Annotated in this window: 12 protein-coding genes; 3 read left to right on the top strand and 9 right to left on the bottom strand. The window is 41.7% G+C overall.

The window, feature by feature from the left end:
* Nucleotide 1: 1 nt before the first annotated feature.
* Nucleotides 2-979 carry a tetratricopeptide repeat protein gene (locus tag AB3N61_RS09810; protein ID WP_367897476.1) on the top strand — a complete coding sequence of 326 codons (978 nt, stop codon included), beginning with the start codon at nt 2-4 and terminating at the stop codon, nt 977-979.
* Here the strand turns inward: AB3N61_RS09810 and AB3N61_RS09805 are convergent.
* Nucleotides 976-1,440, bottom strand: a complete 465-nt coding sequence (locus AB3N61_RS09805) for a chemotaxis protein CheX (RefSeq protein WP_020771594.1) — start codon at nt 1,438-1,440, stop codon at nt 976-978. The two genes, AB3N61_RS09810 and AB3N61_RS09805, sit on opposite strands and share 4 nt — an antisense overlap.
* Complete coding sequence (locus AB3N61_RS09800; RefSeq protein WP_036091138.1) at nt 1,440-2,657, bottom strand: hypothetical protein; 1,218 nt, start codon at nt 2,655-2,657, stop codon at nt 1,440-1,442. The genes AB3N61_RS09805 and AB3N61_RS09800 overlap by 1 nt, the downstream gene beginning before the upstream one ends.
* 104 nt (nt 2,658-2,761) lie before the next feature.
* Here AB3N61_RS09800 and AB3N61_RS09795 point away from each other — a divergent pair, with 104 nt between their 5' ends.
* Complete coding sequence (locus AB3N61_RS09795; RefSeq protein WP_367897475.1) at nt 2,762-3,481, top strand: LIC_11490 family protein; 720 nt, start codon at nt 2,762-2,764, stop codon at nt 3,479-3,481.
* A gap of 20 nt (nt 3,482-3,501) precedes the next feature.
* On the opposite strand, the gene lmtA is transcribed toward AB3N61_RS09795, so the two are convergent.
* The 7 genes from lmtA to AB3N61_RS09760 all read right to left on the bottom strand — a co-directional run bounded on the left by lmtA (nt 3,502) and on the right by AB3N61_RS09760 (nt 9,898).
* Nucleotides 3,502-4,260 (bottom strand): lipid A Kdo2 1-phosphate O-methyltransferase, encoded by a 759-nt coding sequence (gene lmtA / locus AB3N61_RS09790; RefSeq protein WP_367897474.1) that lies wholly within the window; start codon nt 4,258-4,260, stop codon nt 3,502-3,504.
* Between the two features lie 77 nt (nt 4,261-4,337).
* Entirely contained in the window at nt 4,338-5,339 is a 1,002-nt protein-coding gene (locus tag AB3N61_RS09785) for a DUF4340 domain-containing protein (protein WP_367897473.1), read from the bottom strand.
* Entirely contained in the window at nt 5,339-7,003 is a 1,665-nt protein-coding gene (locus tag AB3N61_RS09780) for a Gldg family protein (protein ID WP_367897472.1), read from the bottom strand. Before AB3N61_RS09780 ends, AB3N61_RS09785 begins: the two co-directional genes overlap by 1 nt.
* Entirely contained in the window at nt 7,000-7,746 is a 747-nt protein-coding gene (locus AB3N61_RS09775; protein WP_367897471.1) for an ABC transporter permease subunit, read from the bottom strand. The genes AB3N61_RS09780 and AB3N61_RS09775 overlap by 4 nt, the downstream gene beginning before the upstream one ends.
* Nucleotides 7,747-7,749: 3 nt before the next feature.
* Nucleotides 7,750-8,661 carry an ABC transporter ATP-binding protein gene (locus tag AB3N61_RS09770; RefSeq protein WP_020771552.1) on the bottom strand — a complete coding sequence of 304 codons (912 nt, stop codon included), beginning with the start codon at nt 8,659-8,661 and terminating at the stop codon, nt 7,750-7,752.
* Nucleotides 8,662-8,714: 53 nt separating this feature from the next.
* Nucleotides 8,715-9,017 carry an STAS domain-containing protein gene (locus AB3N61_RS09765; protein WP_020771596.1) on the bottom strand — a complete coding sequence of 101 codons (303 nt, stop codon included), beginning with the start codon at nt 9,015-9,017 and terminating at the stop codon, nt 8,715-8,717.
* Nucleotides 9,018-9,112: 95 nt separating this feature from the next.
* Nucleotides 9,113-9,898 carry a class I SAM-dependent DNA methyltransferase gene (locus AB3N61_RS09760; RefSeq protein WP_367899078.1) on the bottom strand — a complete coding sequence of 262 codons (786 nt, stop codon included), beginning with the start codon at nt 9,896-9,898 and terminating at the stop codon, nt 9,113-9,115.
* A 59-nt stretch (nt 9,899-9,957) separates the two neighbouring features.
* On the opposite strand from AB3N61_RS09760, the gene AB3N61_RS09755 reads away from it, so the two are divergent.
* Nucleotides 9,958-13,539 carry a SpiroCoCo family coiled-coil protein gene (locus AB3N61_RS09755; protein ID WP_036091142.1) on the top strand — a complete coding sequence of 1,194 codons (3,582 nt, stop codon included), beginning with the start codon at nt 9,958-9,960 and terminating at the stop codon, nt 13,537-13,539.
* The last annotated feature ends 58 nt before the right edge of the window (nt 13,540-13,597 follow it).

Genomic DNA, 13,597 nt, shown 5'->3' with positions numbered 1-13,597 from the left:
AATGAAATACATACTGTTTTCTTTAAGTATTCTTCTTTGTACAAATCAGTTAGCGGCGGATTTTCCTCTGCCGATTCCGGAACCGTTAGAAGAAAGTTTTTCCTCTCAAGGTGTATCTCCGGATCGACCACTTCCTCCGATTGACGCAAGCTCGGTGGTTACGGAACAAAAGTCCGAACAATCGGGATCCGAAGTTGTTTCTGAAAATATGTCCTCTGTCGCCGGCGAGGAAGCGAAGATCTCGGAATCAAAACAAACGGTGACAGAACCTCTAAAAGAGAAAAAAACAAAACTTCCGAATCTAGCGGACAAAAAAGAAAAAAAGAACGGCAAGAAGAAGGAAGCCTCTGATCCGAGTCGGGCCGCTTACGAAAGAGGACTTTTACGACTTCGAAACGGTCAAAAAGACGCAGCCAAAGAAGAATTCGGTAAAGCAGCGGCTACGGAAGGAACCGCAAGTTCCCAAGCAAAATTAGAATTATCTAAATTAGAAAATACGAAGGCTCCGGATTCCACTACTGAATCTCCCGCGGAAGACGATTCCAGATGGAAAACTTCCTTAGAAACCGCAAGATCGCTCAGAGCCCAAGGGAAAAATTCGGAAGCCGAATCCATTCTACTTAGGACCGCAACGGAAGGTGAAGGGGAGTATAGATCCAGAGCTTTATTACAATTAGGTGATATGCTTTTTAGAATGGGTAGATATTCAGACGCTCGCAGTTATCTTATGGATTTTTGGAATCGTTTCGGTAAATCTTTTCCGAATGCTGAAGATACGAATTCCAGAGAATTTAAAAGACAAAGGGAAGAAAAAGAATTAGGGGCTTATTTACTCTTTAAGTCCAGCTATAGAGCCGGAGAAGGGGAATGGGCAAAACGGTTTTTGAAAAAATATTTGGATAAGTCCGTTTCCGAATCCCAGGGAGTATATTCCCCCTTGAGAACGGAGATGGAATCTTTCGCGAGAAGCGATCTTTAAGTTAAGGCTACGTTTACTTCTAATTTTCCGAATTTGGAAAATAAGCTAATCCCTAAAGCTTGTTTTTTAGGGATCTTGATCGTTTCATTTTTTGCATCCACGATATTCGGAGCCGTGATCTCGATCGACTGACCTGCAGTTGCGAAAATATTCATCGCGTTACCTGTGGTCATGTTTGCGATCTCACCCAAGATATCCTTGTATTCGTTCTTGATATCGTCGTCGCTCATGCCTGGCATCAGCTTTTTGGAAATTTTAAAAGCCGCGTCGTAGTTCAGACCGTAGATGACCTCTCCGTTAAACGTTCCTAAAACACCGATGATGATCGCAAGTTCTAGATTGGTTTCCGGAGTATCTTTGATCCCAATCTTTCCACGGATCAGGTCGGTCTGTAATATATCCCGGAAAACGATTGTGGCGGCTTCCAGGAAAGGGTTTACTAACTCGGCGCGGATTTGCATTATTCCTCCGAAACGGATCTAGCGGATGCTCGTTCGACTTTAATACTTTCCTCTAGGGATTGTGGAATTTCCATGAGTATTGCAGTGAGTAAGGAGCCGCTGTCCCTGGTTCTCAAGAATGACGGATCAGGAGTTCCTAATTTGACTCCGGAGAAGGAAACGATCGCGTATTTTTCTCCTTCTCTATAAGGCCCGATGTTTTTCTTTTGGGTCAAACCTGGTAGGCTTAAATCTTGTAAGAATTTTTTGTCGGAGCTTAAGGAGAATACATCTTTACCCACACTGATCTTTTTCAGGTCGGAAAGAGATTTGTTTTTGAGAGAAACGGTCTGTCTTCCTAAAAGTGTGGCGATTTTTTGTAAACCGTCCGGCTCGTTTTGTAGAGCGACTAATTTTGCCTTTAAAGATTCCAGGGAGTTTTTGCGTGCTTCCAATAAGAACTTACTTCTGAGAACGGTCTTTCTTTCCTCGAATGGGATCGGTTTGCCGTCTTTTCCTTTTAAGGTATTCGGATCTAAAGATTCTTTCTCGTAGAGTTCTTTTAATTGTGCGTCCGTAGGTTCCAAATTTCTTTCGGAGGCTTTGACTAGATCTTCTTCCGTATACAGTACTGCGTCCAGATCCACTCTGGCTCCGGAAGCCTCGGAGAGTACGTTTAGTTCTCCGTCCGTGCGTCGGATCTCTGTCGGAAGGAAGTTTTGGAAAAGAGACTGGGACACTTTATAATCGATCCTGAAGCGTAAGGGAGCCTGCTGGAGGAACTGACGATAAATTTCTTCCGGTTTTTTCAGATCTTCTTCGGAATATCCGGCTCCTTGGAGAGAATTTTTAGAGACCTTTTTAGCCTCTTCCCATAGAGCAGAGCGTTCCGATTCTTCCGTGATAGTGAAACCTACCGCATTTCCGATCTTACGGAAAATATATTGTCCTTTTAAAGTTTGGAAGGCACAGTCCGCCCAAAGCGCTTCGGATCCTTGTCCTTGGTACATCTGGATACAAAATCTTTTAGCTGCATTGAATGAATCTATTGGGACACTTTGGTCGTCGATACTTCCCATGGTAATGCTTGCTTTTCCGGCAAGCATATCAATACCTACTTGTTCCACATCCGGCTTTAATAGCATGATGATCAGCATTAGGACTAAAATTCCTAGAAATATAGCCGATCCGACTTTGAATAAAATATCTTTAAGTGAAATTCCGTCTGGATTTGTCATAAAACTACGTTCACAAGGAAGACTCGCCCGCGCCTGGAATCTGTAAAGGAGAAAAACCGCCCGAAAAGTGCTTCAGAAACGGCCGAATTGGATAGATACATATAATGATGCTCTATATTGCCTTAGCACTTATTTTAGTAGGGATCCTCTGCTTTATTTATGTTTCCTTTCAGCCGAATTCTAAAAAGGAATTTGGCTCTAGTCAATTTCAGAAAGGAAATCTGCCTGCAGCGAGAGAGAAAAAAATTTCCCCGGACACTTTAGCTTCTCTAAAAAAACAGGGACGTTCGGAATCCTATTCCCAAATGGATTCGGTATTTGCGGAAGAAAGAAAGATCCGTCCTCTTTCCGAAAGACAAAGAATGGAAACACAAAGGACTGAAGCGGAAGTTTCCGACCAAGAAGAATTCGGAGTTGAAATTTGGGACGAAACAAAAAGGGGAGAAGTTTTGGAAATGGTAACGGAACCGGAAAGGACCCAACCTAAAATCCCTAAAGAAGAAGAATGGTCTATGGAAGGAATACTATTTTTAGATCTTTCCGGAAGATTGCCTTACGAAGCTCTGCAAGAAAAGATCCGGCCTGAGACTCTAAAAGGTTTTAGAAGAATGGGAAAGGGAAGTATTCGAGAGATCCCTGGCGGATTTACTTTTCAGGCCAGAAACTCGGAATTTAGTTATAAATTGAACGAAGTGGAGAAGATCGTTTTTTACGACCAAGGTTTCGCATTACTTCCTTTAAAAAGAGAATACCCAACCCCGATTTTTTTAACCAAAGACGGGGAGAAATTCAAATCTTATTTAGAATATACTGCAAGCTCCTGAGAAGGAGAGAAGGCAGGAAATTATCTGCCTTCTACCACTAACCACTTAGTGGTCTTAACTATCACTCGAACGATCGAATAGAATCCAGCGCCTATTCCGAACGCCCAGATTTGAGGTTCGGTGATCACTGCCCAAGGCTCTTTCCAATCTCCGAATCCTATCTTGAAACTGGCCGCATAATCGAATATTACGAAGATCATTAAGATCCCGAACAGGCTTGGATATTCTCTCTTTAAAATATTTCGGAAAGAGAAGGCTAGTTTCGGTTTTACATAACCGGAAAATTTAGGAATAAATGCAGGGATCTTATCCGCCCAATTTAGGTAGTCCTGTCCGAACTTGTCTCTTAAGAATTTTTCTTCCGCAAACATTATTCTTTCATAATAGAATCCGAAAAATAATGCAAATACCAGAAGTAAAGGGATATCCCTGAAATACAGGACAGGTCCCAAATACATTAGGAAATTTCCAAGGTAAAGAGGATGGCGAACTAAAGAATAAATTCCCTCTTGGTTGACTACATCCGCTACTTGTTCTTTGGTATTTCTACCGGAGGTGCGGGCAGGAGCATAACCGATCACAAAACAACGGACCGCTAAGCCGAGTAAGCTAACTATAAAACAGGCACCTGCATAGTATAAATTGATCTCGTAAGAATCTTCTAAAAATTCGAAACTGCTTAAGGAGTATAGACAAAGAAGAAGAATAAATCCCGGTATATAAGATCTCCAGCGAAATAGAAAATTCCCCTGCTGATCCAATTCTTCGATTAATGCCATACGAATTCCTTATGGTGTGGTATTTAAGGAAGGAAACTTTTATCCCCTTGGAGTGTCAACCATTGATTCAGAGTCGTTCAGGGGGAAGGAAACCTGCTTGAAAAGTCGGCAAGATCCTTTTCTAGAATCCTTTCCAGATTCCAGGGATCCAAGACTAATCTATAACTTAAACCTTCTCTTTGGAAAACATAACTTCCTAACTTGGTCATTCCGATCGGAGAAACTTGATAACGATCCGTAGTAGTGATGATCTCAATTTTAAAATTCCGATCTTTCGGGACTGCGGAAAGTTCTTCCGACTTCTCCAAAAATACTTCGTCTGCACTTAGTTTTTTAATCTCTTCCAAATAATTTTCCACTTCTTCGGTAAAGGCCTGGATCTGCCCGCCGGAAGTTTCTAAGATCCAATTCTCTCCTTGTTTTTTTAAAGTAAAATCCCTAGAAAAAAATCCTAAGATCTTGATCTCTGAAACTTTTTCCCTGGAAGGGAAAGGAGGAACAAGGGATCTACTCAGGAAAAAATCCAGTTTGCCTCCGCCAGTGACCGATTTTAGATTTTCTTTTACTAACCAGATCTGGTTTTTTTCGTCCAGTATATAGGTCCCGGAACCTTTTCGGACAGGAGCACCAATCAAAATTTTTCCAAGTGAATGTCCGGAAACATCTTTGAGCTCTAAGATCGGTTCATCTCCTCCTAATCCGAATTCTTCCTTCGAGACCGAATTGGATTCCGATAACAGAGTGAATTTACGTAGATGCAAGCAGGTTTGGATCAATTCTTCGATCCTGGCAGAATCTCCAGGCAACACAAGCTGAGAAGGTAATTGCACGGTCCAACCGTCCAGATTTCTGTTTAGGATACTTTCTTGTCCTTTACGACCGCTGATAATCGTTTGGATCTCTTCCGATCGAATCTTAAAGAAGCTTTCAGAATTTTGGTAGGTCTTTTTGAACCAGTCCCAAGGATCTTTTGCGATCAATAATAGAATAGCTAAAAGTATATTCCCAAAAAATAATAAGACTTGTGGATTTTCTTTATAAATGCGACGGAGAAGTCGGGAATATTTCGAGAGAACCATTATCCGTTCCTTCTTTTTAATCTTCGGAAAGCATAAAGCGCAAGAAGCCCAGGCACTAATAATAAATGAAATACGCTGATCACAGTTTCTAAGAAGAAGGGTAAAGGTTTTAATTTTAAGACCGCTGATTGTTTCGAGCGAACTTCTAAAAGATCGGTTTCTCCCTTGAGAATATCGATCGTATTTAATAAAAACGGAATATTCGAATTTTTGAGTATTTCTGAGAATTCGGGAAATGCCAAAAGATCGGAAACCAAATAGGGAGAACCGAATACCAGGATCCTTCCCGTTTTTGGAGGCTTGCTTTGAGATTGCAGATCTTGCCCTCGCGGTTTTGTATCCGAGAAATAAGAAGTAAATTTTCCCTCTGCATACACGCCTAAAAGAAAAGGTCCGCCATTTGCTTGGATCGGAGTGGAAAGGAGCTGTTTTTCTCCTAAAGAGACCGGTTCCGTCCTAGATTCCGCCTCTGCTCCACTTTTTGCAAGGATTGTAAACTGCACTTCCTTTTGTTTTTCGGGAAGAATATTCAGACTAGAAGTCCAAGGGATCAAAAGACTTTCCTGATTTTTGGTAAACGGGCTATTTCGATCTAAACTTCCTGATTTTTGGTCCGGAACGATCCAAGGAGGATAAGGATATTTTCCTAGGACTCCAGGTTCAATTTCTATCACGGAACCCATCGGCAAAGAATGATCCGGTTCTAAAATGATATCATAGTTCATTCGAATACCATAATGTTCTAAAAAACGGACCATTTCTTCCGAGTTCGGATTTTTATGCGCTAAACCCGCTCCCAAATCCCCTGAGAGAAGTCCGAAACTACCTCTTTCGGTTTCCGTTTTGAACTCCATTGTTTTGGCGAGAACAAGTAGACTTCCTCCTTCTGAAATGAACTTGTCTAACTTTCTTTCGGTATTTTTAGAAAGAGTGCCGCCACCTATCCAGAGAACTATCTCCGTTTCTTCGGGAAGATTTTCCGTTTCCAGATCCAATTCCAAGATTGGACCGTATTCTCCTCTAAGAACCCGTTTTGTAAAAATTTCGATCCGATCTTTGGGGGAGCCTTGTTCTTGGGGGGAAAAATTTCCCTCTGATTTCAGAAGAACGATGCCGGAATCTTTATCCTGTCTCTGCATTTTGCGGACTGAATTTAGGATCTGGTATTCTAGATCTTCCGTAAAGAATGCGAATGATAAAACTTCCGTCTTATGGCCTAAGGTAAGAATGATTCCCAGAAACGCTTGTTTAACCGAAGCGGAGTCCCTGGAAGTTTGTTGTAGGATCTGAGGTTCCAATCCTAATTCCATGGCCTTTCTTGCATCTTCCTCCGAGGAAGATGGATCATAAAATCGTAAGGAAACATTCTCCTTTCCGATCTTAGAGATCTCTTTTAAAAGTTCCTTACTGAGTTCCACTCTTGCCTTGTATTCTCCCGGAATTTCGGAAGAATAAAATGCGTCTATGTACAGAGGATCATCCAATTCTTTCAGGACTTTTATCGTACTAGTGGTGATCTGAAATCTTCCCGACCTGGAAAGATCCGCCTTACAAGGAATTGTAGAGAAGATCCCGTTCAATAAAATGAAGAGTAAAATACCGTTCGCAAATCCAAACCAAGGGGATTTAGAAATTTCTAATAGAGGACGAAATAACTCTCTCATGGATAATTTCTCCTGAGAAAGAAGACGTTCCCCGCAAGATTCGCCGTGATAAAACTAATAAAGTATAGCGTATCAGAAAGATCTAAGACTCCTAACCGAAAGGATTCGAAATGAGAGGACAATGCGAATAAATACGCAAATGTGGAAGGTCCACCTCCGAAAAATTTTAGAACAGGTTGTGTGCCTAATAGAAAAAAGAAAAGGCAGACAAGAACGGTTAGGATATAAGAACTGATCTGGTCTTTCCCGAAAGAAGAAAGAAAGATCCCGATACTGATGTAGGTCCCTCCAAGTAATAGACAGCCTAAATAACCGGCAAATACGATCCCAAGATCCAGATCTCCGAAAGCCCAAATAAAGAATGGGATACTCAAGCTTAAACAAATAGTGAATCCTAAAAATGCCCAAGCTGCTAGAAATTTCCCTCCGACGATTTCCCATTTAGAAAGCGGCAAAGTGAATAAGATCTCTAAACTTCCTGATCTTTTTTCTTCGGACCAAAGCCTCATGGTGATTGCTGGAATAAACACGACGAATAGGAGAGGCGTCCATACGAAATATTCTTCCATACCTGCAACTTTTCTGTCCCAGAAAGACCCTTCGCCCAAACCGTAAAAGAACAAGAAGGAAGATAAGAATAAGTAGAGGATCGAGAATACATAGCCGATCGGTGTGTTAAAATAGCTGGTCCATTCTTTTTGGAAAACGGCAACTAATCCCGGAGGCAGGTCGGTGAGTTTCATATCTTATCCGGAAACCAGGTCCTGAAAAACGGATTCTAAAGACTTTTGAGAAATCTTATATTCTAAGATCGAAAAAGATTCCTTTCGGATGAGTTCAAAAATTTCTTCCGGTTTTAAGGAAGAAGACTCCAATCTGAATTTGGTATATCCACCTTCCTTTTCGGATGAAAGAATTCGGACATTCTTACCTTCTAAAACTTTTTCTAAGGTTTCCTTTTCGGTTTTTGCGGTTAGAAGTACCGAATCGGATCTTTTGAATTCCGAAACAGGAAGATCTGCGACTAGGTTCCCTTTATGTAAAACCAAAGCATGATCACAGGTCTCTTCTACTTCCGAAAGTATATGAGTGGATAATATAACTATTTTATCTTTTCCTAAATTGCGAATTATTTCCCTGAAATGAGAGATTTGGATGGGATCTAATCCGGAACTCGGTTCATCTAAAACGATCCAATCCGGATCATGAAGTAATGCTCCTGCCAAAGCTAGTCTTTGTCTTGTACCTTTTGATAAAATCCCGGCTAAAGAAAAAGTTTGGGATTTCAGATCACAAATTTCTAATACTTCTTTTTTTCTTTTTTTTAAAAAGGAGGATTCCATCCCTCTTGCATTCCCGATAAAATCCAAATATTCCCCGGCTGTCATGTCGGGATAAATGGCGGAAGACTCGGGTAGATAACCTAATCTTTGTTTTACGGCTCGGGGATCTTTTTTTAAAGAAACTCCGTCTAGGAGAACGGAACCGGAATCAGGTCGAACAAAACCGGTGAGTATTCTGAGCGCAGTCGTTTTACCCGCTCCATTTGGTCCAAGTAAACCTGTGATCCTATTTTTAGGTATGGAAAAATTCAGATTGGAAATCGCGATCTTCCCGAAATAGGATTTGGAAAGTTCGGATACCTGTAGAGAGACCACGAAAGTTATTCTTTCGGGCCTTAAGGCCTATGCAACTTCTTTTCCCGGAGAAATTATGCTCTGATTCTGAGCATTGTATCCACTTTAAATTTACGAAGAACATCCATTAGAGCAGGTTGTAAATTCACCACCTCTAATTTTACTCCGAAATGATCCAAAAGGTTTCTAAGAGTGAGTAATTTTGCGACTCCGCTGGAAGTGATTTTTTTGGTCGGGGTCATGTCCAAGGTCAGGTTTTGGATATGGGCCCTAGAAGCCTGTTCCGAAATTTCATCGAAAACTTTTTCGTATCCGTCCAGAAGTTGATTTTCGAAACGAACGATTCCGTGTTTATTTTGTATCGTTAATTTGGCCATAGCGCAGTTTGTTTAGTGAAATAGACTCCTAAAACTAAGTCATCCCAACAAATAAAAGAGGGAGGAGTGCCGGTCTTACTAAACAAACAAGCGGTTTACATTTTTCGGCATATAAAATTCCAGTAATTCGCTTTCGGTAAAATTTCCCAGGACTCGTAATCGGAGCCGATCCCAAGAATTTCCAGGCCGGAATTTTGTAGTAACTTCGACCAAGTTTCAAGCGGATAGGCCCTATGAAAATGTTCCTCTAACTCTGTAATTCCCGGTCCTGAAAATTCCAAACTGGTTTTTAGCACGGAAGTTTCCGGGTCGAAATCGTTCCTCCAGAGTAGTTTTGTCTTCCCGTGGGTCTCCTGTAGGACCTTATTCTGAAAATTTTTCCGAAAATTTTCGGCAGTGCTTACATCGAAAAAGAAGACCCCGTTCTTCTCCAAGACCGCTGAAACTTGGGTAAATACCTGGGAGAGTTCGTTTTCTCTTTGGAAATAATTCAAAGTGTCGTGAACGGAAAAAACGAGATCAAAAGATTTGTTAAGAGGGGGGAAGGAGAGAAGATCCCCTAATTTCCGAACCCCTCTGATTTGCTCGGAATCGGCGATTTGAAGCATTTCAGGAGAATTATCGATCCCCCAAAGCTCGGTGGAAGGAGGTAAGAATTTCCAGATTTTGCAGGTGCCGCAGCCTAAATCCAAGGCGATTTTGGGATGGATTTTTTGGGTCCCGATCTGGTAAGATTCCAAAATCATCCCAGCCCAGTCTCGATACGGTGCCCGTTTCATGACCCCGTCGTAAATGCCTGCAAATGCGGTATAAGGCCTTTTTTTGGGGATTGGAGAAATAATTCTTGCTTTATTCCCCTGCATACGAGTATTCCTATCCATTTGATGCGACATAATTCTTTGAAGGGTTTTCTTCACAGAATCTTCGTGAAACTCTAAGTATGGGCCTAGAACTACTTTTACCCTTTTTAGCCAGTGTAGGCATTACTATCCTCCTTCGTAGGATGGACAAGTCGAATTATAAGCTCAGCCAGATCAAAAGATACACTGGCAAACTCCAGGAAGAATTACAAGAGATTGCCCTGGAAAAAATCCAATCCGTAAAGGATTCCGGAATAGAACTGGAGATCAGTTTAAAGCAGACCAGAAAACTAGCGGAAGAAGTAAAAGGCCTCAACGAAGAATCCAAACAATTATTGGAAACTATCCGTTCCAATCGGGATTTTTTAAACGCAGTCACTTTAGATCTGAAAGAAGTGGTCCATCTTTCTTCCGATATTCGCCAAGAATCCCAGTCCATCCAAGACGGATTACAAAGACTGGAAATGGGCAAAAAAGAAGTGTACGGGATCGGAAATCGGATCCAAGAACTTCGTTCCGAGGCAGAAGTTTTACTCGAAGCATTCCAAGAAAAATTAAATTTCCGTTCGGACGATATTTTGCAGTCACTCGCTTCCAAAATTGTGGAGCTGGAAGGTCTTTTAGAAGTAAAAGCGGATCGTATCGAATCGGGTTTGGAAGAATTGGGAGAAGCGTTCCGACAAAGATTAGAAGCCCAAACCAAATCATTATACCATGAAACCGTAGGCAAGGTGGATAACGCCCGCGAAGAAGTGCAGTCTCTTCTGGAATCCGTAAAAGTAAAAGAAGAAGACTTGGATGCCAGGACGGATCGTATGCAGACCGCATTTTTATCCGTTTCCGAAAAAATAGATCGATTAGAGACCAGAGTGGATGAGAAGGCCGAGCTTGCGGATCGTAAGTTAGAGGAAACCTTCTCTCGTAACGAATCAGTCATTCGCCAAAAATACGATCAAGTATTAGAACAAGTAGTTCACTCTAAAGAAGCATTCTTAAACGGAGTCCGGATTGAGATCGAGGCCATTCGTAAAGAAATAGAAGGAATGAGCCTGGAAACTCTGACACGTCGCGACGAGATCTTAAACGAGACAAGACGACAAGCGGAAGGGATCAACGACTCCATCAATATCTTCCAAGAAAAATATCTGGAAGCGGAAAACAAACTACTCAAGCAGGCCGATTCTCGCAAAGCGGATCTGATGCGTCAGATCGATTCTTTCGAGGATGAATTCAATCGTATTTCCAGCAGTCTCCGAATAGAAGCGGAAGATCTAAGAAAAGAGATCCTTTCCGGACTGAAAGAATTTCATTCCGCGTTAGAATCTTCTCGTTCCGAAGAGGAAAGAAAGTCCAAACTTAAACTGGACCAAGTTAGAGAATCTTTGGAAGAAGAACTAAAAGTACTGCAAGCCTCTCAGGCGGAAAAATTCCGTGCGGATTGGGAAACAATTAAGGAAAACGTTAAGGAATATTCCTCACAAATCTCTAATCGAATGAAAGAGATAGAAGTTTCCGTAAAAGAATTAAAAGGTTCTTTAGAGGAAGAAGTAAGCGCATTACACGCTTCTCATTCGGAACGTTTCCGTTCGGAATGGGATTCCATTAGAGAAAATGTAAAAATTTTCGACGTCCAGGTTTCTTCTCGGATGAAAGAAATGGATTCGTATGTAAAAGATATCCGGGAAGCTCTCGAAGGAACCGCAGGAGATATTTTAGCCGAAGCAGAATCCAAGGTAAGCGAGATCGGTCTCTCAATCGAAGACGAATTCCGCAAAATGGACAGAAGATTCGAACACTTCTCCCGTTCTTGGGAAGAAGAAGTCCAGTCCCAGAAAAACCATACCATGGACGCGATCCGTGGATTGGAAGAAAGATTGGGCCAGATCCATTTTAAAGGTGCGGAATATCTGGAAGAATTTTCCAAATCTTATGCGGAACAAAAGGATAAGATCGAAGAATTCGTATCCAAATACAAGACGAACTTCCAAAAAGAGGGAGATGAAGTTAGAGACGAACTTGTTTCTCGTTTCAAAGACTTAAAAGCGGAAGCGATCACAAGTGTCGAAAACGTAAAAGTAGAATATTCCGCTGCGGGAGAAAGATTCGAAAATCTTCTGCGCAAAAACGAAAAACTTTTAGAAATGCAAGCGGAGAAGATCCGCACTTCCACCGAATCTCAGCTGGAAAAAGCCGGAGAACAGGCAAGAGTCGTTCTGGACAAATTGAAAGAATCCGGCCAAGATTTCTTCGAAAGACAGGAAGAAAAAATCGATCGTCTAAACGATACGATCGATTCCAAGATCAATAGACAATTATCCGCTCTTCTAGATAAAGGCCAAGTCCAACTGAGCCAGCTGGAAGAAAGGATCGCAAAACATCTAGCGGATGTAAAACGACATCTAGAAGAAGCTTTAGATTCCGGTATCAAAGAAAGCGAAAACCAGATGAAGGAATTCCAAAATCAGGTAAAATTCCTGCTTAAAGAAACCGAAGAATCTTCGGAAGAATTCCTAAAAACCGGAAGAGAAGAATTCCAGAAGGCACAGAAAGAATATCGTGTGCTTCAAATCGATCTTCGCAAAGACTTAGAAGAGATCCAAGATGCAAAACGTTCTCTCTTCTCCGAATTGGAAGAAGAAGCGGAAAAACTACGTTCTTCCGTAGACGAGATCTCTGAGAGGATCCTGGACGCGGAAAAACGTTCCGCACTCTTCTTAGACGTAAAAGAAATTATAGAACGTTCCGAAGAGTTCGTTTCCGAAATGAAAGAAGCTTTGGAAGATGCAAACCAAACGGAAAAAACGTACGAGGATCTGGATCAAAACTTAGTTCGGATCAAAAAAGTCCAAGAAGATCTGGAGAACCGTATTTCTCAAGCAGAGGAGAGAAGTGCAGAAATTCTTTCCATAGAAGAGAAAGCGGAAGTTTTAAAAGAAGAATTCGAAAGGATCATGGAAGAATCCTCTCATTGGAACGATACTCATCGCAAGTTGGTCGAAGCAGGAGAGAGGGCATTCGAAATGGAGTCCCGCTTCTTAGATCTGGAAGATCGATTGGGCAGGGTCGTTTCCGTTAGAGAAGAGATCAAACAGCTTGACCAAGATAGCCAAGGCCATAAGGAAAACTCCTTCAAGCTCGCCCAAAAGATACGCGAGATGGAAAAAGAGATCTCCGTTATCGAAGCGAGAGAAAGAGAAGTCGCCGAAACTCTTCGGAAGACAGACGACAGGCTGGAAACTCTTGCGGGCAGAAAAGAAGAAATACTCTCCGTCGAAGCTAAGTTCGATAAGATAGAAGACCTGATGTCCGAGCTAGGAGAGCGCCATAAACAGATCAGCACTCTCCAACAAAGATTGGATGATATGAAAGAAGGTGCTCTTTCCGTTAAGGACGACTTAGAAGGTCTACTTTCCGAAGCGGAAGATACCTTCGAAAAACTTTCTACATTCATGGATGTGGTCCAAACCAATATGTCTAAGACCGGAGGGGGAAAATCCGGTAAGATGCAAGGTCAAGATCCCCTAGTTGCTCGAAAGAAAGCGACAGTGTTGAATTTATTTCACAATTTCCATTGGCAACCAGAGACGATCGCTGAAAAATTAGGGCTCGAAACTTCTTTAGTCCAGACGATCATTCAAAACGAGACGGTGAAAAAGGGATGATTTTTTTCTTGACCCGAATGTTTTTCCCCAATATGTCTCGTTCCCACTTGTATTATAC

It is taken from the genome of Leptospira sp. WS58.C1, from assembly GCF_040833995.1.
Taxonomy (GTDB): Bacteria; Spirochaetota; Leptospiria; order Leptospirales; family Leptospiraceae; genus Leptospira_B; species Leptospira_B cinconiae.
This window is presented reverse-complemented; position numbering and strand designations above follow the sequence as displayed.